We start from the raw sequence: 22,202 nt of genomic DNA, 5'->3' as shown, positions 1-22,202 counted from the left end.
TCTTAATTACAACGTATCTAATAATTTCTCTTGGACTACATTAGACATTGCAGCATAGTCATCCTGAGTTCCGAATGGGGCCAAATTATGGATTAATAAAAGCCGTTCTAAGATTCGGTACGTATTGAACATCGAAACCAAGACCAGAAGCCAATACCGCTAACGGAACATAAGTCTTTGATTCTTTACCTACTTTATTCAAAAAAGCCGGTGCAGCTACAGGAATGACCTCTCCGTTAACTTTCACGGATGAAGCTCCAATCTTAACCACTACGGTACTCCCTGCGTAAGAAATAGTGGCACTGGATGTCTTATTGTCCCAAGTGGACTTCGCTCCAATCGCATCCACAATATCTTTAATGGCTACAAAATTCATGTTCTTGCGAATTACAGGTTTATAGGGGGTATTCAACTCTTTACCACTCACGATAATTCCCATCGGTTCCCCTGCTTCGTGCACGATTTGCTTACTATAACTGCCCCAAATCGATTCAGCGAATACCTTCGCCATCGCTTCATATCCAAGCTGATTCGGATGTATGTCGCGATCAGCTATCATATGAGTCATCGTACCTTCACTACCCACAAACTCCTTAGCCACATGGGCTACCTTGACGTTAATGCCTTGAGTCTGATAACCTGCCGCCAACTTGTCAGTTAAGTTAGTGAATGATGCTGCTGCTTTCATTAACTTCGGGTAAAGCACCTTATCGCCAATCTCAGGTACAGGCTGGTACTGGTCGGCCATAACAATTAATGCTTTTGGACTGAGTTCGTGTAAATCATTAATTACAGTATTCATGCTATCCGAATACGACTTAAACAATTGTTCCATTCTACCATTTAGCTCATCTTCACTAAGCTTGGTAGCTCCTTGGATCAATTCCATAAAGTCATTTCCGCCGATCGTTATGGTAATGACATCAGCCGATTCCAAATCAGCCTTCGTCTGTGCTGTAGCCGCTCCGATTTGAGGCGTGCGTGGGTCAGGCAAATTCGGCTGAATTGCATCCGCCGTTATCGGCTGACCTGCTTTCACTGCCTCAACGTAATGCAATAAACCTGTACTTTTGAGCCCTGCAATACCAGCATTCACCGTCCAACTGCGACCGTGTAACAGTCCCTGCTCTTGAAGACGATCAACAAATCCGTAAGGAATATTCTTCTCACTCTTACCCGGCTCGTAGCCAACGGTTAATGAATCTCCAATCGCTACGATACGGTAAGGGTCCATTGTAGCTATTCCTGTTGTCGTCGCCGCTGCGCCGACAGCCGTTCCTAGCATCGCAGCTAACAACGCTGTACCTGCCATTGCTGATATGTATTTCTTCCAGGACTTCTGCAATTTTACCACTCCTTCTTCTCATCCTTAACCTTGATTTTACCATTATCCGTAGGTAAACGGCTACCAGTCAATTTGTAAATTTAGAACAATTTTCATATACTCCCATGTGATTATTTCAGCTGTCCGACCCTGCTCCAATCCATCCATTACACAATCAAAAGAGCCTTTACTTATCGTAAAGGCTCTCACTCACTTATCCTATTCGATTATTCTTTTTCCGTTGTAGACCCAGAGGGGTCTTGATCTACCTTGTCCATATATTTATCATAGCGATCGTCTAGTTCCTTCGCCATCGAGCGATACTGACGGGTTTCTTCAACGATAGGATCATGCTTGGTTTGAATTCGAACTTCATATTTAGGTGAAATGAGCTGTCGTTCCCGCTCTTCTTTGCTCTGTTCTTCTGCCATTTCGCCTTCAGTCAGCATTTCACTGAGCTCACGCTCCAGATCATGATTCTCGCTCATAGCTTGTCACTCCTCTGCGATATGTGGGCTAAACCGCCCTGTGCTTCTTAATACCCGTTCAGAAAGAGAGCGAATCGTTCATCTCGAAGGGGATTATCCATTCAATCCCGTAGCATTAGCTTCCTTCAAGGCCTCTACGAATTCGGAGTGGATCTTACGATTACTAGCGACCACATTTCTTACACTCAAATCGTAGGGGCGTCCAAGCGTATCACTTACAGATCCACCTGATTCTTGTACTATTAATGCACCTGCTGCAAGATCCCAAGCATTCAATCCAATTTCCCAAAAGCCACTAAGTCTACCTGCTGCCACATATGCCATATGTAGCGCCGCGGAACCGCCTGAACGAATATTTCGTACCTTAGGAACTAAATGCTGAAGTCCTGCCATATTCATTGGCAGTGTCGATGAAATTCCAACTGGAAAACCGGTTGCAATAAGGCTCTCACTTAATCTTCCCTCTGCTGATACTTCCATACGATTACCATGAACATAGCAACCTTTTCCTTTTTCAGCGACGAATAACTCATCTCTGGACGGATCGTAGATCACACCTACAATCACTTCTCCCTGATAAGCAAGCGCTATCGAAACGCAGTAAAAGGGAAATCCATGTACATAGTTTGTTGTCCCATCAATGGGATCGACAATCCAGACATAATCTTCATCCAGTGCTTCTTTCAGTGCATCCGCTGAAGCCTGTGGCCCAGGTTCAACACCTTCCTCACCAAGAATATGATGATCTGGAAAATGGGTTAGAATCAACTTCCGAATCATCTGCTCGGCACCTTTATCTACTTCTGTCACTAAATCCTGGGCACCTGATTTCATGCCTAATTGTTTTACCGTACCCAGCTTACTCTTAATCCATTCTCCTGCTTTAGATGCAGCATTGATCGCCACAGCAGTATAGCTCTTGCTCGTCACGACATAAGGAACCTTATCCTCTTGGTTCAAAGCACTCACTCTACTTTCTATTTAAATCTAGCATGTATTGGTATTCTATTCTCTTAAGGAATAATACGTGTAACACAGGTTTAGGTTTCGACAAAAAAACAGCCTACGCATATACAATAGGCTGGCTTATCCAAATGTTCATCAACTAAACTCCACCAGCAGGAATACACTACGCCAACACTTCCACACTCGCCTCGCTTAATATCTTGACACCTTCCTCACTAAAGTTGGATAAGTCTTTCATCAGATCAAATAAGGCAGTATCTTTGCTTTTTGCTTCGATCATGACATCAAGTGCAGGTGTGTAAGGTGCAATTTCTCGTAGAAAGGCGAGTAGCGGAGCGACCTCAACCCCATCCGCATGACTGCGCAACTCCGTTGGACTCTTGGGACTAGAGACATGAATTTTGGGAGGAAGCGGCTGATCTAAGGTAGCATCTGCCTGCGCTAAGTTTCCTTGCCAAGTCTTGAGGATATCTGACCAAAGTTCCCATGGCTTTTCTCCGTCGTTGTTAACCCATTGGTGATGGATATCCAGTACCATCGGTACGCCTAGATTCTGGCATACAGCCAGCGTCTCCTGAGCTGTGAACGTCTTATCATCATTCTCAAGTGTCAAGCGCTCTTGAATTCTCGGATCAAGCCCTCGAAAATTTTCTTCAAACCGTGCGGAAGCCGTTTGCTTATCTTTATAGCTCCACCAATATGAATGTTGTTCTTGGCCATGGCGTTTAGCCCCATCGCATCTAGCATTTGCACATGGTGCTGTAGATCGCGAATGGAATTTTGCAACACTTCTGGCCGTGGTGTACTCAGCACCGTGAAATGGTCTGGATGGAAAGATACTCTCATGCCATGCTCACGCACATATTTTCCGACATCAGCAAAATCATCTTTAAGTGCTATGAACGGATCCCAATCTGTCAAATCAGCATGTGTAGCTAATGGTATCAACTTGGAAGAAAATCGGTAAACCTTGATGTCATACGCCCGATTATGTTTAAGCAGCCTGAGCGTGTTGTGCAAATTCTCAGCGGCAATGCGTTCGAGCTTACGAATAGCCGCATCTCTGTTATTTAATTTAGTGAAACTGGCCATTGTCATCGTTTTTGATGGCGATGCGTTCTTTACGACTGTGGACATAGCGACATACCCGAAGCGGACGATCATATGCTTGTACCCCTCTGAGTTGTTTTATTTTCAACCGTTAGTACTATGTTCCCCAAAAAACATTTCATAAGCCAAATTAGTTTGAATTCGTGATTCCTCATCATTCAGTCTGCGTATTAACTCCATCTCAACCTCAGTGACTTCTTCACCTTGAAAGTTAATTTCAGCAATACAACCAACAATTTTCACGATAGCAACGGCCGCATTATCAGGAGTATAAGCAATAACCTTCTGTCCTGTTGGAAATACGCGGAAGCCTTGCTTCACCATTTTGCCACGTCCATACTCCATCAGTTCATACAGTTCTTGCGCATTCTTGAATTTACATACAGAATTAAACTCGGTTTGATATCCCATTTGTACCTCTCCTTATATTTTAATAAAACATGTGGATAAAGCTAAGGGTACCCAACCAGCTGTCTACTTCACGGTCGGATACCCACTTCTATTCAGGATTATAATTCGTTTGCAAAATGTAGCGCCTGTCTGCTGGAATAGCGTTCCAGCGCAAGCTCAATCATCTTATCGAGTAGAGCCTGATAATCCAGTCCCGTCTCGCGCCATAGGAGCGGATACATGCTATACGGCGTGAAGCCTGGCATTGTATTCACTTCATTAATAAAAATAGCTCCATCGGATCTGCGAATGAAAAAGTCTGACCGCGTAATACCGCTACCTTCAATAGCTGTGAAGGCCGTCAGTGCTGCCTCGCGCAAGCGATCAGCAACTTCGGAATCAATCGGTGCCGGAATCAGCATTTCGGATTGACCGTCTGTATATTTAGCAGCATAGTCATAATAATCGCTAGAAGAAACGATTTCACCTGGCACAGAGGCCATTGGCTCTGCATTGCCAAGCACGGCAACCTCTACCTCGCGCGCATCAACAAATTCCTCAACGATTACTTTCAAATCAAAGCGGAAAGCGTGCTCAACAGCCTTCTGCAATTCTTCGCGATCTTTCGCTTTCGAAATACCTACGCTCGAACCCAAATTCGCTGGTTTGACGAAGCATGGATATCCCAGTGCATCCTCAACATCAACGAGGAGATTGTAACTGCTACGATCCCATTGTGCTTTCGTAAAATAACGATATCCACACTGAGGCAGTCCCGCCTGTGCGAACAATTTTTTCATAACCACTTTATCCATACCCGCGGATGATGCCAATACACCTGCACCCACATAAGGGATATTAGCCATCTCAAACATCCCTTGAATCGTTCCGTCCTCACCATACGTGCCATGAAGAAGTGGGAACATGAGGTCAATGACCTCACCATGTCCATAAAGACGACTGAAAATAGCACCTAAAGCCGCTTCCGTTCCTCCAACCTCACCGTGCTCCAATTTAAGCTGTTCTACCTTACTAAAAGGAGAGCTGAGTACGCTACCTTTTTTCCATTCACCCTGCTTGGTAATATAAAAAGGGATCAATTCATATTTATCGTAATCAAAGGCGTTCATAACTGCATACGCCGTTTGCAATGAGACCTCATGTTCGCCTGATTTGCCACCGTACACAAGGCCTACAGTTGTTTTATTGTTCCCCATGCCTAACATCTCTCTTTCTCGTTTTGCAGGCTGCTCCTGCTGTTTACTGTTGTCATTATAACGTGCTAAAAGTAATCAGGAATATGCAAAAAACGGTATACCGTTTTGTCATTCCATGCATATGAATCACGATAATCCCAGTAACGATGTTTACTGCTGACCGTGTGGGCATTTACAAGTGGTTTCCCACCCGCGTCAAAAGCAGTAACGATCGTGCTATGCTGGTACAAACCATCTCCGTCCCAATCATACACAATAACGTCTCCAAGCATTAATTGTTCAGGACGTTCAACTCGCTCCGCTTGAAGCCCCCACGAACTTGTGGTCAAATATCGTTCCAAACTGTTTGATACTGCCCAGCTGTAACTCCACCATTCCTTACCGCTAACATATCCTTTGTACCACCAGCCCGTTTCTCTTTTACCAGTATAGTTTATTGGTGCATCCCCTGCAAAGAGGCATTGCGAAATGTAATTGGTACAGTTAACATCAAACGTCGCAAACTCAGGATTATTCGAATCCCACCAACGATCCGCATAGGCCGCTGCTGCTTCACGGTTGTAACGCGCTTTACGCTTACCTGCACCATAGTTCCCACCAGGCTGAACATGAGCATTTAAAAATGGCTGAGAACCTCCCTGGGCATAGGCATAAGAATGCTGCTCCGCAGGATTCCCATGATGGCCCCCTGTTGGATATTTCTCTGGAGTAAGATGCTCTACAGATACAATTACCCAATCGTCTCCGTCTCGGATCAGGGTTAGCCGTTCACGCTGAATAATTTCCTCAAGATGGTTCACTCCACCTTTTTCATAAAATAACTGTACATGCAGCTGCACATCTACGACCGTTTCCTCTTGCGTCTCCCCCACCATTCGCAGTAGCTTGGCCCTCGTCTCGCTGCGCAGTGGACTTGCACCCCGCTCTTTGTACCATCCTGCTAATCTGTATGTCCGCTCCCCGCTCCGCATTAAATAGGCAGGATCCGTAACAACCTGCTGTGTATTATGGGAACGGTAGTCAATTTGATGCTGATTGTACTGATTTACGTAGGTATATAGTGCCTGCTTCCATCCCTTCTCCATCTGCTTCTTCCCCTCTCACCCATCTTTTCTCCGAAATTCAAACCCAATATGAAGTCGTTATATTTCAATATATGAAAACAAAGTCGTTGCTATGTACTGGAGAACTCAGAATAAAGGACATGCTTCTGCTTCATCTATATATCTATTATAAATGTGCTATTTATTAAGGAAAAAGTTCTTTACTACACTACGTGTACACGGTATACTTAATACAAAGATCAATTTTGAAATTACGTTTCACTAGATGAAACGTAAGTCGGCGCAAGGATACTCTGTTTGTCATTCACAAGTTTGTGATCGGGGCATTCGCAACCATGCACGCCGCTGCTAATGTAATCATTGATACTTGTTATGAAAAATGAGACCACACTCAAGGAGGTACATGTATGACAGCAAAAGATCAATTCTCAACAGCCCGCTCGCTAGAAGTAGGCGGCAAGTCCTACCGTTACTACAACTTGCAAGCGCTGGAAGAGCAAGGACTCGGCAATATTTCTAAACTTCCATTCTCAATTAAAGTATTGCTTGAAGCAGCTGTACGTCAATTCGATGGACGTGCTATTACAGAAGAGCATGTAGCACAGTTGGCTAAATGGACTGAAGACCGTGATAGTAACAAAGAAATTCCATTTATCCCTGCACGTATCGTATTGCAAGATTTCACTGGCGTTCCCGTTGTAGTCGATCTTGCCGCTATGCGCGACACCGTGAAAAAATCCGGTGGAGATCCGAAATCAATTAACCCGCTAGTGCCGGTTGACCTCGTTATTGACCACTCCGTTATGGTTGATGCTTTTGGTACAAGTGAAGCATTGAACTACAACATGGAGCTTGAATTTGAACGTAACGAAGAACGTTATCGTTTCCTTCGCTGGGCACAAACGGCATTCAATAACTTCCGTGCTGTTCCTCCAGCTACAGGTATCGTTCACCAAGTAAACTTGGAGTATCTAGCTTCCGTTGCTGCTACGAAGACAATTGACGGCGAAACTGTCGTATATCCTGACTCCCTCGTAGGTACGGATTCCCATACAACCATGATTAATGGTCTTGGCGTTGTAGGTTGGGGCGTTGGTGGTATTGAAGCAGAAGCAGGTATGCTTGGGCAACCGCTTTACTTCGTAACACCTGATGTTATTGGTTTCAAATTAACAGGTAGTTTGACTGAAGGTTCTACAGCTACAGACCTGGCGCTTACAGTTACGGAAATTCTTCGTAAAAAGGGTGTTGTAGGTAAGTTTGTTGAGTTCTTTGGCCCTGGTCTTGCTAATATCAGCCTTGCTGACCGTGCAACGGTAGCCAACATGGCTCCAGAGTATGGCGCAACGGTTGGATTCTTCCCTGTCGATGATGAGACTCTTGCGTACCTTCGTAGTACGGGTCGTACGGATGAGCAAGTTGACCTCGTTGAAGCTTACTATAAAGCGCAGAACATGTTCCGTACTGCTGAAACAGAAGATCCTGAATTCAGCGCTGTCATCGAGCTTGACCTCGCTTCCGTTGTACCAAGTCTTGCAGGACCTAAGCGTCCACAGGACCGCATTGAGCTTACGAACATGAAAGATTCTTTCAATGATATCGTTCGTACTCCTGTTGATAAAGGTGGCTACGGTCTTAGTGATGCTAAGATTGAAGAAGTCGTACCTGTAAAACATAAAGATGGTTCTACAAGTGAAATGAGTGCAGGTGCTGTCGTGATTGCTGCGATTACAAGCTGTACGAACACATCGAACCCAAGCGTTATGGTGGGCGCAGGAATTCTGGCTAAGAAAGCCGTAGCACGCGGCCTTAAGAAACCAGGATACGTGAAGAGCAGTTTGACACCAGGTTCCCTTGTTGTTACGGAATATTTGGAGAAGGCTGATTTGCTTAAGCCATTAGAATCTCTTGGATTCTACGTTGCAGGTTACGGCTGTGCGACTTGTATCGGTAACTCCGGTCCGTTGCCGGATGAAGTTAGCCAAGCGATCACAGATAATGACATGACCGTTGCTGCTGTGCTGTCAGGTAACCGTAACTTTGAAGGCCGTGTTCACGCTCAGGTAAAAGCTAACTATTTGGCTTCACCGCCACTCGTTGTTGCTTACGCTCTAGCAGGAACGGTTAACATCGATCTACAGAATGATCCGATCGGCTACGATCCAAACAACGAGCCTGTATATTTGAAGGACATCTGGCCAACTTCTGCTGAAATCAAAGAAGCTATTGCTCAGTCCTTGAGCGCTGAAATGTTCCGTCGTAAATATGAAAATGTATTTACAGCTAACGAGCGCTGGAATGCGATTCCAGTTCCAGAAGGCGAACTATATGAGTGGGATGACAAGTCCACTTACATTGCAAACCCACCATTCTTCGAGAATTTGGGCGCCGATCTGAACGATATTCAAGATATTAATCAAGCGAAGGTACTAGCTCTGCTTGGTGACTCTGTAACAACAGACCATATCTCTCCTGCGGGTAACATTTCACCAACTAGCCCAGCGGGTCTGTATTTGAAAGATCATGGCGTTGAGCGCAAAGACTTTAACTCATACGGTTCCCGTCGTGGTAACCATGAAGTGATGATGAGAGGTACATTTGCTAACATCCGTATTCGTAACCAGGTTGCACCTGGAACTGAGGGCGGCGTAACGACTTACCTAACAACAGATGAAGTGATGTCGATCTATGATGCTTCGATGAAGTATCAAGATAACGGTCAGAACCTTATCGTTATTGCTGGTAAAGAGTACGGAACAGGAAGTTCCCGTGACTGGGCTGCAAAAGGTACCTACCTACTTGGTGCGAAGGCAGTTATCGCAGAGAGCTTTGAACGTATTCACCGTAGTAACTTGGTTGGTATGGGCGTTCTGCCACTTCAATTCCAAGAAGGTCATGGCTGGAAGAGCCTTGGACTGAACGGTAGAGAAACTTTCGATATCAATGGTCTAAGCAATGATATTAAACCAGGTGAGAACGTTAAGGTTACAGCAACTCGTGAAGACGGCACCAAGTTCGAATTCACAGTAACTGCTCGTCTCGACAGCATGGTTGATGTCGACTACTACCGTAATGGTGGTATCCTGCAAACCGTATTACGTCAAATGATTGCTAATCAAAAACAATCATAATATCGGTATTACAAAAGAGACTCCCGTCAGCTGTAAACTGCTGACGGGAGTCTCTTTTTATTTTATATCACAAACCATAGCGCTTTTATCTTAATCCAATATCTTGAGCACGATTGACGACACGCTCCTGCATATACTCCTTTAACGCTTGAACTGCAAGCTCTTCATGATATGCCGCCTTCATCAGATGTTGAGTCAGTTCTTCCTCTACACTCTTTATTCTCACAGCCAAATGATTTTCAAAATTTAGTTCCTGAACGACAAGAGCCATCTTCTCAAAATTATCTGATACATATTGGTAATGTAGTGAAGCTGGATGAAGCTCTGTCCACTGTCTACTCAATTGGCTCATATAGATGCCTATATCTCTTTTCGAAGCTGCATAATCTTGAATGACTCTCTGTACCCCAACATGATCATACACTCCACTCTCTAAGGCAACAATCATCGCTTCATAGGCAGCACGGCCACAAGCATATTCTGATGATGGAAGCATCGGATCATGAGTCTCCCATTTATAAATAGCCTGCATTAAAGATTCCTGATAAATCCCAATCTCATCAAGCTCAATCTGTTCTTCCAACACTTGAAAATACCAATACGGGGCATCATTACGCCCAAATTCAGCGTATGATAACCGTTGTAGCCCTGGCATATTCCCATCGGAATAATACAATGACTGCTGCTCATCATCATAGCCAGTGACAATAACAAATTGATCTTTCCATATGATGGACCCCCTTTGCTGATCGATCGAGTCCTTCATACTCTGAACAGCATAAGCTTGATATAATGGGAAGGTGGCGCTAAACGAAAACCCAGCTTGTTGGGATGCAGTTATGCCTATAAAATCAGCAGCCAGTAAGTTTTCTGCCATCCAGTTGTATGCCGTGGAAGACTCTTCAAATAGATTCCGATTGACCGTGAAACGAAAACCCGTGACCGTCATTCCCGATAACATCGCTTTAGATTTTTTATTCCAACCTTGATAATCCACAATAGCATGCAGAGCATCAATATAGGACATAGACTCAGACTTCATATGTAATCCTTCTAGTATATGCGTTTTCATATAACCACTCCTTTACTACCTTAACCTCCATCAATCTATCGGGGCGTATGTTTCCCCCACCGAGGTACAGTAGAACGAATTGGATCTGGATACTGAGACGAAATATGCCGAAATACCCTCATCGCCTCCTCTTCTAACGCTGTTGCTTGTATAAGTATTTCTACCAGCTCTGGTATTCGTCTACGATCTATTTTACGGTGTCCATCTTGCATAATCATATATGTCTGCACTGGAACCACAATCTCATTTAACTGGTCATATGAAGATAGTGCTTCTTGTAATCCACCTAAATGTAAACAAGCTTCCTGAAGAAAATCACGGATTTCCGATCTCGAATATTGGTAGGATCTCAAAATATATACAGCACCTTTTTCATCAAAAGACTCTAAATTTAACGCACGAATAAGGAATGTATATGCCATTCTGCCTGTAGCAACTGAAGCATTTGAAAGTATGTGATCTGTATCCCAGTCATCGATCGCCATCCGAATGGCTTCTAGAATGGCTACCTCCACAGGAACTTCAACTTTCCCACCTACCATTTGAACATACCAGAATGGTGTGCTGTTAATACCCAAATTATCGTATAGTACAACTTGACTCCCAGCGTTCACACCGTTCTGCACCCAAAATATTTCGTCCTCATCATCATACCCATGAATAACGCCAAACTCCGGTATCCAGTAAATTACACCTATTCCCTGATCCAGACTCGCTTTAATCCACTGTACCGCATCCTGCTGGTAATACCGGAATGTAGGGTGCCTATTCCTTCCCCCATCATATGAGGTAAATAGACCAAGGTTATCAACAGCTGGCTGATGTACCGTACCCCACTCTCCATACGCACTCACGGACATAAACCAAAGCTGCTCGTGTACGCTGAATTTAAAAGCCATTCCACTTAATCCGGAAAGCATGTATTTAGGACCACTAAATAGATCAGCCGCTGTAAGAATCGCATACAGACTATCTATGAACGATTTAGACTCCCTTTTCATCTGAACTCCTTCTAGATAGACGCTAGTCATCCGCCGATGCTCCTCTCCTCACCACTTTGCAAACGTTGCATCATTTGAACGCAAGTATTCTCTAGTTTTTCCTTGAGCCATTTCGGAGCCAACAGTTGTGTCCACTCCGCTACAATCAATTGTTGAAGAAAGGCTTGCGTCTCATAAAAATAAATATCGTAGATGTTCTCTTGTACAAGCTGATATGGGTATCCATTCCATGTTTCCTCAGAAAGAACGCCCTGAAACTTCACTCTAGCTGTAAATGGTTTATGTACTGGAAGCGATGCATCCACTTCATCGTCCATGTCATGTAAAGACAGAGTGAAAGACTGCTTTGTGACAATTAGACTTTCAATACAGTCTAAACGAAAGCTCATACGTTGAGATTGTTGGACACAGTTAGCTGTAATGTAATCTGCATTATATTTAGAAACGAACTTTAACGGGCAGATATGTAATTGAGATACTTTACCTTCCACTTTATAGCTGATCTGAACAACAACATGCTCTTTTATTGCATAGGATAGCAACTGCATATACTGCATTAGCCGTGGATTAGCACTGAATAAAGGTAACCTACTGGATTTTAGAGGTTCTTCATCCTCATCCGTAAATCTACTCAATAAATGAGCAACGCGCTGCACAGAACTGTTGTGATCATCATAGTAATGTCGGTATCGATAAGAAAGGTAACGTAGAACATCCTTTTCCTCTTCGGTCATATATAAATGAGGCAATACAAAAGTCTTATCCTCATAGATATAGCCGCGATGCTTCGCAACATACATCAACGGAGCGCGCAGCGATATTTCCAAGTATTCAATATCACGCTGAGCTTGGCGTCTGGAGATTTCAAATTGATAAGCAAGCCGCTGGCTATTGGGATAATTACCTTCCCTGATCTGCTGATCAAACCACTGAACGCGGTGCATATTGCTCATTGCATCTCCCCCTCTTTCATATCCCCGTTAATTCATCCTTATGATGATTAGAACATTCCGCACTTCGACTGACAAGCGGTTTTCGCAAAATCACCCGTTATCCCTATGCAGGAAAACGGGCGATCAACTTCATTGTTTACCTAACTTGTCGTAATTGCATCAAGGCGAGATTGTGGTGCTTTATAGCACCTTTTACATACCTTAACTGCCGTCCCATTGGCATCAGTACGTGGATACAACAGTTTAATTCGGGTTGCGCTACATACGGGACAAGTTCCACGCCCCCTTGAAGGCAAACTCCACAGAATTCTTCCTCTTTTTGTCTTTGCCATACTGCTCAGAAACCTCATTTCATAGTTCATATACAAATGCTAAGCACTTGACTTCCCCATTATAAATGACCAGGTACGACATAAAATGTCGTATCAAAACATAAAAAAGACTATTCCTTATTCGGGTTATTTCCCATAATAACGATAGCCCTTCATTTCCTTATCATTCTTTTAGCTAAGCCCTCATCGAATGATTGCCTGGCAACGATCGTCTGTATTGTGCGGATAGAAACACCATATATTTACGCAAGTACTTATAACTCAAATACGCTATTCCTCCGATAATTGCACCCACTACAAGAGAGAATATCATACTGTACTCAGATGGGATCTCTAAGCCGGGACCAATATTCATATTAATCCAAGTCGCTCCAAACGTACGCAGAACTCCTGCAAGTAGCGTAAGTACAGTACAAAAACCAAAACCATAAGCAAATACAGCTAGCACCGGAATCACGATTACACTGAGAAGACCCGTGGTACAATAAAATCCAATTAAAGTAAGAACATCCTTGAAGGATTTTACTCCCTTAAGCCCCATGATATGCTCACTCCGATATGCCTTAGCTAGCTTCAGGGGATCCCCGAGACGTGACAGAATCATTGCCTCTGGCTGTCCATTCGCAATGCCTTCAGAAATATGACTTTCAATCTCTCTAACCGCATCAATTCTTTCTTCTTCCGGAAGCTTCACCAAATATCTGTTCAGTTTCTCAAGGTATGCCATTCCATGTGAACTAATCATGAACCTTCTCCTCCAAACCATTCAATTTGTCCGACAGCACCGCTAATTTTGCTCCATTCTACTGACATCATATCCATTAAATGTCGCCCTGAAGTAGTCAAGCTATAGTATTTACGCGGGGGTCCAGATTCTGATTCTTTCCAAAATGATTCAATATAATTGTCTTTGAGTAGCCGTCTTAGCAACGGGTATAGTGTTCCTTCCGTCACCGCCAGTGGCTCCCATCGATCCAACAAAGTCACCAGTTCATAACCGTATCTAGGCTCCTTGCCGATAAGTTGCAAAATACAAAACTCTAATATGCCTCTGCGAACTTGTGAAGTCCATTCTGACATTTCCATTCATCTGTTCGCTCCCTTCGCCAATATCATATCATTCAGTACTATGCTTTGCAAGGTACTATGTGTAGAACTGTTCCTTTTTTAGAATAGGTATCCATTGTTAACGGAAGTGTATCGGTGTGAGTCCTATACTCATACGATAGCCCTACAAATAATCCGACCAATGTACCAAAAAACGTAATATACGTTTTATATTCGCCGTATGCGGGTAACAAATAACAAAGAAACTAAAGAAGCGGATATATCCGGATTTGCGAGAGGAGAAACAAAAGATGATGAACGTTTCCGGAATGATGCCTTTTCATCATTCCTTTCCAAGACCCCAGGTACTGAGCCAGCAAAAGAAGGATCAAAGTAATGAGAAACCCCTTAGCTTTAAAGAGGTATTACATGAGAAAATGAGTCAAAAACGCTGATTATCAAAAAATACATATAAGTGATTGGATCAAAAAAGAGAACGACTCGATCGAGTCGTTCTCTTTTTTGATCTTTTTGTTGGACTCCCTCGTTCCCTATTTACATCTTTAATTCTAACTGTTATATTACATATATAACAGTTAGAATTAATGAAAAGGAGACCTTCTCTTGATTATCCGACTTGATATGCAATCGGAGCTTCCGATTTACACACAGCTTATGAATCAAATCATCGAAGGCATTGCCAGTGGTAGCCTACAGCCTGGCGAATCACTCCCATCTGTTCGAAGTATGGCTTCCGATCTGGGCGTCAACCTTCATACCGTGAATAAAACATATACGCTGTTAAAACAAGAGGGATTTATTCTTGTTCATAGACAAAAAGGAGTCGTCATTAATCCCGAAGGCATGCCTGAAATTACAGCAGAGTATGAGCATAAACTGCACGGGCAATTAAAGCCGGTCGTTGCTGAAGCGATCTGTCGCGGTATGAGCCAGGATCAGCTACTCACCATAATTAAAGACATGTATAAGCAAATTGCACATGGTAGAAAGGAGAATATATAATGAACTGGATATCTACAATTGTGTTCATAGCCATGTTAGTTCCTATTTCTCTCTCTTTAATATGTATGCCTTATCTTACTCGAAGAACGGTTAGCTTTGGCATTTCAGTAAGTGAGGAGGTGTACAGTAGCCCTGAATTACGCCGGATGCGTAAACAATACGCATGGATTAGCGCTGCCATCTATGGACTTCTCATCCTCCTCAGTCTGCTCACGCTCATCAACTTCACAGACGATCAAAAAGCGATTGGTTTTGGTGCCTATATTATAGCGATTGTGGTATCGTCTACTTTAATCAATGTGATGTTCTATTACAAAATGAAAAGACTAAAAGCCACCCTGCCTAAATCTATCTCACAAGGCTCTATCATCGCTGTAGATACCCGTTTTCGAAATAACAATCACAAGCTGATTTACTCAAACAAGTGGTTTCTAATCCATTTGGCTTTAGTGATCGGCAGTGTCATCATTACATTGGTATATTACGACCGAATTCCTAGTACCATTCCGATGAAGTTTGACTTTGATGGGCATGTAACTCGAAGCGCAGACAAATCCTATCGTACCATCCTAGGCTTCAATCTCATGCAGCTCGCCATGATTGGATTATTCATGTTTATTAACTGGACAATTAAGAAGAGCAAACAGCAAATATCACCAACGAATTCACAACAATCCGTTCAGCAAAATATAATTTTTCGTCGCCGTTGGTCATTGTTTGTTCTTATTTCTGGACTGATGATGGTGCTGATGTTTACGCTCATCCAATTCAACATAATATTCCCGATTGATGCTAGCCTGCTCATTCCCTTGAGCCTAATCACTCCCATCACGGTCGTTATCATTGCCCTTATTCTTAGCTTTACAACGGGGCAAGGTGGCAGCCGAATTCATAAACAACCCCAAGATTCATCCAGTGAGGCACCTGTTAATGATGATTCATACTGGAAATTTGGCGGAATTTATTATAATCCTCTAGACCCCTCACTGTTCGTTGAGAAACGAATGGGTATTGGCTGGACGATTAATACAGCACGCCCCTTGGCTTGGACTATCTTTGCAGTCATTATTGGTGGGATTCTGGCCATATCCTTAATTACATCCTAGAACAACTTGGGTATATAAATACTATCGGTAATATATGTCTAGTAGAAATGTTATTTGAGGAGGAACCATGTTTATGACTAGAAAGACTGGATTCAAAAGTAAAAGTAACACGTTGCGCATTACCGCAGCCGCATCACTTGCGCTCAGCCTATGCTTACCCACTATTGCTCAAGCAGCTACGCCAACTCAGCAAATTCGTATCTTAGCCGAACCTGTTCGCGATATCGCAACCAAGGTTGGTGCAGTTGTACAATGGAATCAGAGTTTACGAACGGTAACACTCGTAAAGGGTAACAACACACTTATTCTTACCATCGGTAAAGCAGAGGCACTATTCAATGGTAAATCTAAAGATGTTGGTGGAGTAGTCCGTGTAGAATCTGGTCGTGCCTATGCACCTTCGGATCGGCTTATCGAATGGTTTAAAGAGAATAACAAGACGGAGACCCCGTACTCATCAGATCCAGCTGATTTATTTATGAAACAACTCCAAGATGGGAACGGTTCTAAAGCCACTGAATATATGAGCCCCGCTTTGAAGAAGGCCGCTCCTGAGCAAGCTATAAGTGTAATGTGGAAACAATTCACACAGGCATTTGGCACAGCATCAACTGAACCTATCAAGCAAGAGAACAGTAATAGCGTTCATCGAAATGTAACCTATTCCTTTAAGACAGATCGCATTCCCTATGACCTTACTCTACGCTTAAATGCCCAGAATGAAGTTGATGACTTTAGAATTGTGCCTGCAAGCCCCTTAGCTTATCAGAAGCCAGCTTATGAACATACAGATGCTTATACTGAGAAGGAAGTAACGATTGGTGAAGGTGAACTTGCACTTCCAGGCACACTTACTACCCCTGCTGGGCAAGGTCCGTTCCCCGCTGTTGTTCTTGTACATGGTTCAGGACCAAGCGATAGAGATGAAAGCGTTGGAGGAGCTAAGCCTCTTAGAGATCTCGCCGTAGGACTTGCTAATAAAGGTATCGCCGTGCTGCGCTACGATAAGGTAACCTATGAGCATACGATGAAGGTAAACGCTGATCCGAAATTTAACATTAAGAAAGAGACGGTAGATGATGCCATATCGGCCGTAAACCTACTTACTAAAACTCAGAATATTGATTCTACTCGTATCTTCGTCGCCGGTCACAGTCAAGGCGGGTATGCAATGCCGCTAATCATTGATGCAGATAAACAGAAGCATATTGCCGGTACAATTCTACTTGCAGGACCTAGCTCCAAATTTATAGACGTAGCTATTGAACAGACGAATGAGGTTATGCAACGGGTCAAGGAGTTAGGTCAAGATCCAACTCCTTACGAACCACTATTGCAGACATGGACATCAGTTGCCAAACTTTTGAATGACCCACAGTACTCCGTCGATAAGCTACCTGCGAACTTCCCGATGCCTCCTGCTTATTGGTGGTATGAACAGAAAAATTATAAACCAACCGACTTAGCAAAGACTCAAACAGGACCGATGCTAGTTCTACAAGGAGAAAATGATTATCAGGTGCCTATCCAAGAATATGAAGCCTGGAAGAAGGAACTGAAGGATCGTAAAGACGTCGAATTTAAATCTTATCCAAAAGTGACTCATCTATTAACCGAATATGATGGTATCTCTACCGGAGCAGAATACGCCATGCCTGCTAACGTATCTCCAACCCTCATCGACGACATTGCTAACTGGGTCAATAAAAATACAAAGAAATAATACATTCCTTCATACTTGTAACGTTAAAAAAGCCTGAATTCCAAGAAAACAAGGAATTCAGGCTTTTCTCTTTATAGTTATCTTATTGCGCAATCACTTAGGGGATCATCAATCCCATTTCTCGAGCCGCTTCAATGAGAACAGGAGCAAACTCATGTAGCGTATTCATCGAGAGTCTGCTTACGGGTCCTGATACAGATAATGCAGCAGTCACAACTCCACTGCGGTTAACGATAGGCACAGACACGGCCGCTGCACCCGGTTCCCGCTCCTCTAGGCTCGTAGCATAGCCACGCTCTGTAATTTCTTTTAACTGCCGCATATAGCCATTACGGTCGATAGAATCGGGCCATTCAGGATCGTTCAGCAAATCCTGCTGTTCCCCTAGTGGTGCAAATGCAACTAATACTTTACTTGATGCACCTACATATAGCGGCAACCTTGCTCCGACTTGAGCCACTCGGCGGATGGCCTGATTGCTCTGCACGGCCTGAATCCGTATCCGGTCTTTGCCATCACGCAAATACAGGCTTACGGTCTCTCCCAACTGATCACGCAATCGTTCCATAGCAGGTAATAACATGACCGATGGATCGTCATTCTGGGACAGGTGGGTCGACAGCTCCCACACTTTCATTCCGAGATGATATTTCTCTGTAGCAGCATCTCGGATGACAAACCCCTTCTCTTCCAGTGTAGTCATCAGACGATGAACCGTACTCTTATGGAGATTAATCATACCGGCAATCTCAGTTAATCCTAATTCATTATGTTTAGTAAAACACATTAATATATCAAGTGCCCGTTCCACGGCACGCACAGTCAACTTGCGGTCTTCCATGGATATCCAGCCCTCCCTATGTTTCACCACATGAAACGTGGTTACATAAATTATAAGAAATTAAACTTAGAAAGTCTACTTTATCCGAATAAAAAATTAAATAAAACGTATCGATAAATCTCGCAATGTTTGACTTTATGGGTGGGTCGGAATAGGATATAGAGTAAAATTTTATTTATTTAGCATTTTTAAAATACAAGTTACACTAGTATATACAAGAAACATAAATAAAGGAGGGGCAAGTATGAATAACACATCACAGAATGAAGTGCAGCTATCTCGCCCCCTGTCTAGCACACCTATACCACTGTCACCACGTCTTATTCGCTTTAAGCATATTGTGGTAGCTTTACTTCTATCGATCTTATTCTTCCTCCTCTTCTGCTTCATCGCTTTGCACGCATATATTGCATGGGTTTTATCTAATCCGACAGTAGCCCCTCTTTATTCCAATCCTATGCAGGCCAAGTCTATGAAATACGAAGACATCACATTTCCGGCGCTCGATGGAAGCCGGATGATGCAGGGCTGGTATATCCCCTCTCCGGGCTCCAGTAAGACAATCGTTTTTAGTCATGGATACGGGGCCAACCGAGAAGAAACATGGATTCCAATGTATGATTTAGCTCATTTCGCACATCGTTTGAATTTTAATGTGGTTATGTTCGATTATGGCTTTGCTTCTCAGAACAGCAAGGATGTGGCTACAGGCGGCAAAGTGGAGGCTCAGCAGCTACTCGGTGCTATACAATTTGCCAAGCAGCATGGGTCCAAACAAATCGTTGTGTGGGGCTTCTCCATGGGTGCCGGCACAGCATTACAAGCGGGACTGCACACGAAAGATGTTGATGCCATGATTCTCGATAGCACATTCCTACTCGAACCAGATACGCTGTATCATAACATCAAGAATCAGATTGATCTGCCGCGCCATCCTTCACAGGAAATACTAGAACTTCTCTTTCCTGTTCTAAATGGAACAAGTCTGAATCAAATTCCATATCAGGAAGTCAAAAAGAAAGATTATCCGTTCCCCATCTTCTTTATTCATGGAACAGCGGATGAGAAGGCACCCTATCCGATTCCAGAGAAGTTGGCAGCTAATCAGACGAATCCCTTTTCGGACGTTTGGATTTCCAAAGGAAGCCTGCATGAGTTGATCTTCCGCGAGCATCCAAGGGAATATTTACGCCGTGTCTCGACCTTCCTTGGAAATGTGAAGCTTGCCGAACAAATTGATATTGATAACGCCCGAAATCTTAAGAATAAATAATAAAAAGAGGATCTGTCCCCATCATGGGATAGATCCTCTTTTTATACTGGTTCTATTCATTAATTAATGCTTAATGCTAGCTCTTAATCAATGACAGGAATTCTGCTCTGGATGCTGAATCTTCACGGAAGATACCGCGCACTCCAGATGTAACCGTCTTACTGCCCGGTTTCTTCACGCCACGCGCGCACATACATAGATGTTCACCTTCAACAACGACCATAACGCCGTGAGGATTCAGGACCTCTACCATAATATCAGCGATTTGCGAAGTAATTCGCTCCTGCACCTGCAGTTTACGAGTCACTGCTTCTACCAAACGAGCAAACTTACTGAGTCCGGCAATTTTACCACTAGGAATATATCCGATATGCACTTTCCCGAAGAAAGGCGCCATATGGTGTTCACATTGGCTGTAGTAAACAATATCTTTTACAATGACCAGTTCCTCGTGATTCTCGTCGAATGTTACACCAAGTGCCTCACGCGGATCAACCTCATATCCCGCAAAGATCTCCTCATACATTCGAGTGACGCGTGCCGGAGTTTCGAGCAGTCCTTCCCGCTCGGTATCCTCGCCGATCAATCTCAGAATCTGTGCGACATGATGCTCTATTTGTTCACGGTTATTACCTACCTCGGTATTTACATAATCTTTAACACCAGCCATGGCACTTCCTCCTCCCACAACCCCTGGTTCTCATCTATATTAATCTATATACGGGGGTTACTTTCCTTTGCGACCTTGTCCATGTTTTGCGCTTCCGTTTAATCCTGGGATTTTCTTACCTGACTGCTGATTCTTCATCATTTGTTGTGCCTTTTGCATTTGGCTTCCATTTAAATTGTATCCCATCTGCTTGGCCATTTTTTGCAGCATTTGAGGGTCACTTTGCATTTTCTCCATTTGCTTGCGCAAATAATACACCCCAATAAAAAATCCCCCGATTAATCCTACAATTAACGTAATAACAGGTATAACATATTGCATACTCCGCCACCTCTATGGTTTAAAATAGTAATTGTGCTTTGCAACACGAACTTATCATAGCATGTACAATAAAAGCTGACAAATGGATTTCTACGCAAGGACACCCTCAATAAATACGGTCGTTTCCTTCGCCATATCGAGCTCTACTACATCCATAGCATTCGCTTCTCCATGTACTATTCGGATGATAGGACGACCCGGGAGACCACGATGCTGCCTTACCACAACGCCCATTTCTTTTGTGGACAATCGAACCATGGTGCCATTTGGATAAATGGAGACAATCCGGTTGAATTGAAAAAGCACCTCATGATCCAATTGTTTCTCTGACATGGCCATCATTTTCTCACAAGCCTCATGCGGTAAAAGGGTTTTCTTTGAAGGATGTAGGGGATTAATTAAGCGATCATACGTATTGGCAACAGCTACAATTTTAGCATACATATGAATCTCTTCATCCGTTAGGCCGCGTGGAAAACCAAATCCATCAACTTGCTCATGATGCTGCAAAGCTACATGCGCAATCAATAGATTAAATTCACGTTTATGTTTCAGTTTCTCGAATCCGCGCCACGTATGATGTGTCTTTTGACCCGGTACGATATCTTCTTCTCTCATACCGTTCTTACCAATATCGTGAAGTAGTGCCCCTATCGCCAATTCTTTGACTTGCAAATAATTCAGACCCATATTTACACCTATTGTCGTAGACAACAAGCAAACATTTATAGCGTGGATGTACTGACTATTATCCATTGTACGGATATCCGTTAGCTGAACTAATGTATCCCTATTACTCATCACATCTTCTAGTAGCTTCTCAACGGTTGAGTTGATATGCTGTGCGTTCCATTCCTTCCCTGAACGGACAGCCTCGAAGGTATCACTCATCTCCTGAATAATAGCCTGTTTTGTTTCTCCACTAAGCATATCGTCCAATTCAACATCCGCGAATAAAGGATCTAAAATATATACCATTGGAACACCAATCCGATTAAGCGTATTAATCATGAACACAGTCAACTGAACACCCGCAGATAAAAGCACTGTTCCTTTACCTGAATATATCGTTTTTCCAAGATACTGCCCAGGCTCAACATTCCCTATGCCCACATACCTCATGTTACTTCCCCCGATTTCGATCCTAAGT

General features: G+C 43.3%; 22 protein-coding genes and 1 pseudogene. 6 read left to right on the top strand and 17 right to left on the bottom strand.

Features of this window, described 5'->3' with window-relative positions:
- Positions 1 to 85 precede the first annotated feature (85 nt).
- The 7 genes and pseudogenes from JCM16418_RS17060 to JCM16418_RS17030 form a co-directional block, all read right to left on the bottom strand.
- Positions 86 to 1,354 carry an SGNH/GDSL hydrolase family protein gene (locus tag JCM16418_RS17060; RefSeq protein WP_242403881.1) on the bottom strand — a complete coding sequence of 423 codons (1,269 nt, stop codon included), beginning with the start codon at positions 1,352 to 1,354 and terminating at the stop codon, positions 86 to 88.
- A gap of 197 nt (positions 1,355 to 1,551) precedes the next feature.
- Positions 1,552 to 1,812 (bottom strand): hypothetical protein, encoded by a 261-nt coding sequence (locus JCM16418_RS17055; protein WP_036651338.1) that lies wholly within the window; start codon positions 1,810 to 1,812, stop codon positions 1,552 to 1,554.
- A 93-nt stretch (positions 1,813 to 1,905) separates the two neighbouring features.
- Positions 1,906 to 2,772 carry an inositol monophosphatase family protein gene (locus JCM16418_RS17050; protein WP_036651335.1) on the bottom strand — a complete coding sequence of 289 codons (867 nt, stop codon included), beginning with the start codon at positions 2,770 to 2,772 and terminating at the stop codon, positions 1,906 to 1,908.
- A gap of 169 nt (positions 2,773 to 2,941) precedes the next feature.
- Positions 2,942 to 3,942: pseudogene (gene uvsE / locus JCM16418_RS17045) on the bottom strand (UV DNA damage repair endonuclease UvsE).
- Between the two features lie 30 nt (positions 3,943 to 3,972).
- Positions 3,973 to 4,299 (bottom strand): hypothetical protein, encoded by a 327-nt coding sequence (locus tag JCM16418_RS17040; protein ID WP_036651333.1) that lies wholly within the window; start codon positions 4,297 to 4,299, stop codon positions 3,973 to 3,975.
- A 98-nt stretch (positions 4,300 to 4,397) separates the two neighbouring features.
- Positions 4,398 to 5,495, bottom strand: coding sequence for a D-alanine--D-alanine ligase (locus tag JCM16418_RS17035; RefSeq protein ID WP_036651330.1), 1,098 nt, complete (start codon positions 5,493 to 5,495; stop codon positions 4,398 to 4,400).
- Between the two features lie 65 nt (positions 5,496 to 5,560).
- A complete protein-coding gene (locus JCM16418_RS17030) occupies positions 5,561 to 6,580 on the bottom strand; it encodes an amidase domain-containing protein (RefSeq protein WP_036651327.1) in 1,020 nt (339 codons plus the stop codon).
- Between the two features lie 386 nt (positions 6,581 to 6,966).
- Here JCM16418_RS17030 and acnA point away from each other — a divergent pair, with 386 nt between their 5' ends.
- A complete protein-coding gene (gene acnA / locus JCM16418_RS17025; RefSeq protein WP_036651325.1) occupies positions 6,967 to 9,690 on the top strand; it encodes an aconitate hydratase AcnA in 2,724 nt (907 codons plus the stop codon).
- Between the two features lie 85 nt (positions 9,691 to 9,775).
- Here acnA and JCM16418_RS17020 read toward each other — a convergent pair whose 3' ends face one another.
- The 6 genes from JCM16418_RS17020 to JCM16418_RS17000 form a co-directional block, all read right to left on the bottom strand.
- Positions 9,776 to 10,762, bottom strand: a complete 987-nt coding sequence (locus JCM16418_RS17020; protein WP_036651322.1) for a hypothetical protein — start codon at positions 10,760 to 10,762, stop codon at positions 9,776 to 9,778.
- 35 nt (positions 10,763 to 10,797) lie between these two features.
- On the bottom strand, positions 10,798 to 11,793 hold the full coding sequence (locus JCM16418_RS17015; protein ID WP_036651318.1) for a hypothetical protein: 996 nt from the start codon (positions 11,791 to 11,793) through the stop codon (positions 10,798 to 10,800).
- A complete protein-coding gene (locus JCM16418_RS17010) occupies positions 11,790 to 12,716 on the bottom strand; it encodes a helix-turn-helix transcriptional regulator (RefSeq protein WP_036651315.1) in 927 nt (308 codons plus the stop codon). Before JCM16418_RS17010 ends, JCM16418_RS17015 begins: the two co-directional genes overlap by 4 nt.
- Before the next feature lie 140 nt (positions 12,717 to 12,856).
- A complete protein-coding gene (locus JCM16418_RS26045) occupies positions 12,857 to 13,048 on the bottom strand; it encodes a hypothetical protein (protein WP_081765488.1) in 192 nt (63 codons plus the stop codon).
- Between the two features lie 175 nt (positions 13,049 to 13,223).
- Positions 13,224 to 13,793: a DUF1700 domain-containing protein gene (locus tag JCM16418_RS17005; protein WP_242403880.1), complete on the bottom strand. Its 570-nt coding sequence runs from the start codon at positions 13,791 to 13,793 to the stop codon at positions 13,224 to 13,226.
- Positions 13,790 to 14,134, bottom strand: coding sequence for a PadR family transcriptional regulator (locus JCM16418_RS17000; protein ID WP_036651313.1), 345 nt, complete (start codon positions 14,132 to 14,134; stop codon positions 13,790 to 13,792). The genes JCM16418_RS17005 and JCM16418_RS17000 overlap by 4 nt, the downstream gene beginning before the upstream one ends.
- Before the next feature lie 272 nt (positions 14,135 to 14,406).
- Here JCM16418_RS17000 and JCM16418_RS25045 point away from each other — a divergent pair, with 272 nt between their 5' ends.
- The 4 genes from JCM16418_RS25045 (at position 14,407) to JCM16418_RS16985 (ending at position 17,947) form a co-directional block, all read left to right on the top strand.
- Positions 14,407 to 14,550, top strand: a complete 144-nt coding sequence (locus tag JCM16418_RS25045; protein WP_156327231.1) for a hypothetical protein — start codon at positions 14,407 to 14,409, stop codon at positions 14,548 to 14,550.
- A 169-nt stretch (positions 14,551 to 14,719) separates the two neighbouring features.
- The gene (locus tag JCM16418_RS16995; RefSeq protein ID WP_036651311.1) at positions 14,720 to 15,118 is read left to right on the top strand and encodes a GntR family transcriptional regulator; all 399 of its coding nucleotides are present in this window, start codon (positions 14,720 to 14,722) and stop codon (positions 15,116 to 15,118) included.
- Positions 15,118 to 16,224: a DUF1648 domain-containing protein gene (locus JCM16418_RS16990; RefSeq protein WP_036651308.1), complete on the top strand. Its 1,107-nt coding sequence runs from the start codon at positions 15,118 to 15,120 to the stop codon at positions 16,222 to 16,224. Before JCM16418_RS16995 ends, JCM16418_RS16990 begins: the two co-directional genes overlap by 1 nt.
- 73 nt (positions 16,225 to 16,297) lie before the next feature.
- Positions 16,298 to 17,947, top strand: a complete 1,650-nt coding sequence (locus JCM16418_RS16985; protein ID WP_052020452.1) for an alpha/beta fold hydrolase — start codon at positions 16,298 to 16,300, stop codon at positions 17,945 to 17,947.
- A gap of 97 nt (positions 17,948 to 18,044) precedes the next feature.
- On the opposite strand, the gene JCM16418_RS16980 is transcribed toward JCM16418_RS16985, so the two are convergent.
- Positions 18,045 to 18,788, bottom strand: coding sequence for an IclR family transcriptional regulator (locus JCM16418_RS16980; RefSeq protein WP_036651307.1), 744 nt, complete (start codon positions 18,786 to 18,788; stop codon positions 18,045 to 18,047).
- A 244-nt stretch (positions 18,789 to 19,032) separates the two neighbouring features.
- On the opposite strand from JCM16418_RS16980, the gene JCM16418_RS16975 reads away from it, so the two are divergent.
- Positions 19,033 to 20,061, top strand: a complete 1,029-nt coding sequence (locus tag JCM16418_RS16975; protein ID WP_036651305.1) for an alpha/beta hydrolase — start codon at positions 19,033 to 19,035, stop codon at positions 20,059 to 20,061.
- A 76-nt stretch (positions 20,062 to 20,137) separates the two neighbouring features.
- Here the strand turns inward: JCM16418_RS16975 and folE are convergent, their stop codons facing one another.
- The 3 genes from folE to JCM16418_RS16960 form a co-directional block, all read right to left on the bottom strand.
- Entirely contained in the window at positions 20,138 to 20,731 is a 594-nt protein-coding gene (gene folE / locus JCM16418_RS16970; protein WP_036651304.1) for a GTP cyclohydrolase I FolE, read from the bottom strand.
- 57 nt (positions 20,732 to 20,788) lie between these two features.
- A complete protein-coding gene (locus tag JCM16418_RS16965; protein WP_036651300.1) occupies positions 20,789 to 21,052 on the bottom strand; it encodes a YneF family protein in 264 nt (87 codons plus the stop codon).
- Positions 21,053 to 21,142: 90 nt separating this feature from the next.
- Positions 21,143 to 22,174 (bottom strand): HD-GYP domain-containing protein, encoded by a 1,032-nt coding sequence (locus JCM16418_RS16960; RefSeq protein ID WP_036651298.1) that lies wholly within the window; start codon positions 22,172 to 22,174, stop codon positions 21,143 to 21,145.
- Positions 22,175 to 22,202: the final 28 nt, after the last annotated feature.

It is taken from the genome of Paenibacillus pini JCM 16418 (assembly GCF_000576305.1).
In the GTDB taxonomy this organism is placed as follows: Bacteria; Bacillota; Bacilli; order Paenibacillales; family Paenibacillaceae; genus Paenibacillus_AQ; species Paenibacillus_AQ pini.
The sequence above is the reverse complement of the archived record's forward strand: the minus strand, read 5'-3'. Positions and strand labels throughout refer to the sequence as shown.

What these genes read in the sequence shown, in the direction of transcription:
- JCM16418_RS17055 (WP_036651338.1), bottom strand. Translation starts at nt 1,812, where the DNA reads ATGAGCGAGAATCATGATCTGGAGCGTGAGCTCAGTGAAATGCTGACT.
- JCM16418_RS17040 (WP_036651333.1), bottom strand. Translation starts at nt 4,299, where the DNA reads ATGGGATATCAAACCGAGTTTAATTCTGTATGTAAATTCAAGAATGCG.
- JCM16418_RS17035 (WP_036651330.1), bottom strand. Translation starts at nt 5,495, where the DNA reads ATGGGGAACAATAAAACAACTGTAGGCCTTGTGTACGGTGGCAAATCA.
- JCM16418_RS17030 (WP_036651327.1), bottom strand. Translation starts at nt 6,580, where the DNA reads ATGGAGAAGGGATGGAAGCAGGCACTATATACCTACGTAAATCAGTAC.
- acnA (WP_036651325.1), top strand. Translation starts at nt 6,967, where the DNA reads ATGACAGCAAAAGATCAATTCTCAACAGCCCGCTCGCTAGAAGTAGGC.
- JCM16418_RS17020 (WP_036651322.1), bottom strand. Translation starts at nt 10,762, where the DNA reads ATGAAAACGCATATACTAGAAGGATTACATATGAAGTCTGAGTCTATG.
- JCM16418_RS17015 (WP_036651318.1), bottom strand. Translation starts at nt 11,793, where the DNA reads ATGACTAGCGTCTATCTAGAAGGAGTTCAGATGAAAAGGGAGTCTAAA.
- JCM16418_RS17010 (WP_036651315.1), bottom strand. Translation starts at nt 12,716, where the DNA reads ATGAGCAATATGCACCGCGTTCAGTGGTTTGATCAGCAGATCAGGGAA.
- JCM16418_RS26045 (WP_081765488.1), bottom strand. Translation starts at nt 13,048, where the DNA reads ATGGCAAAGACAAAAAGAGGAAGAATTCTGTGGAGTTTGCCTTCAAGG.
- JCM16418_RS17005 (WP_242403880.1), bottom strand. Translation starts at nt 13,793, where the DNA reads ATGATTAGTTCACATGGAATGGCATACCTTGAGAAACTGAACAGATAT.
- JCM16418_RS17000 (WP_036651313.1), bottom strand. Translation starts at nt 14,134, where the DNA reads ATGGAAATGTCAGAATGGACTTCACAAGTTCGCAGAGGCATATTAGAG.
- JCM16418_RS25045 (WP_156327231.1), top strand. Translation starts at nt 14,407, where the DNA reads ATGATGAACGTTTCCGGAATGATGCCTTTTCATCATTCCTTTCCAAGA.
- JCM16418_RS16990 (WP_036651308.1), top strand. Translation starts at nt 15,118, where the DNA reads ATGAACTGGATATCTACAATTGTGTTCATAGCCATGTTAGTTCCTATT.
- JCM16418_RS16985 (WP_052020452.1), top strand. Translation starts at nt 16,298, where the DNA reads ATGACTAGAAAGACTGGATTCAAAAGTAAAAGTAACACGTTGCGCATT.
- JCM16418_RS16980 (WP_036651307.1), bottom strand. Translation starts at nt 18,788, where the DNA reads ATGGAAGACCGCAAGTTGACTGTGCGTGCCGTGGAACGGGCACTTGAT.
- JCM16418_RS16975 (WP_036651305.1), top strand. Translation starts at nt 19,033, where the DNA reads ATGAATAACACATCACAGAATGAAGTGCAGCTATCTCGCCCCCTGTCT.
- folE (WP_036651304.1), bottom strand. Translation starts at nt 20,731, where the DNA reads ATGGCTGGTGTTAAAGATTATGTAAATACCGAGGTAGGTAATAACCGT.
- JCM16418_RS16965 (WP_036651300.1), bottom strand. Translation starts at nt 21,052, where the DNA reads ATGCAATATGTTATACCTGTTATTACGTTAATTGTAGGATTAATCGGG.
- JCM16418_RS16960 (WP_036651298.1), bottom strand. Translation starts at nt 22,174, where the DNA reads ATGAGGTATGTGGGCATAGGGAATGTTGAGCCTGGGCAGTATCTTGGA.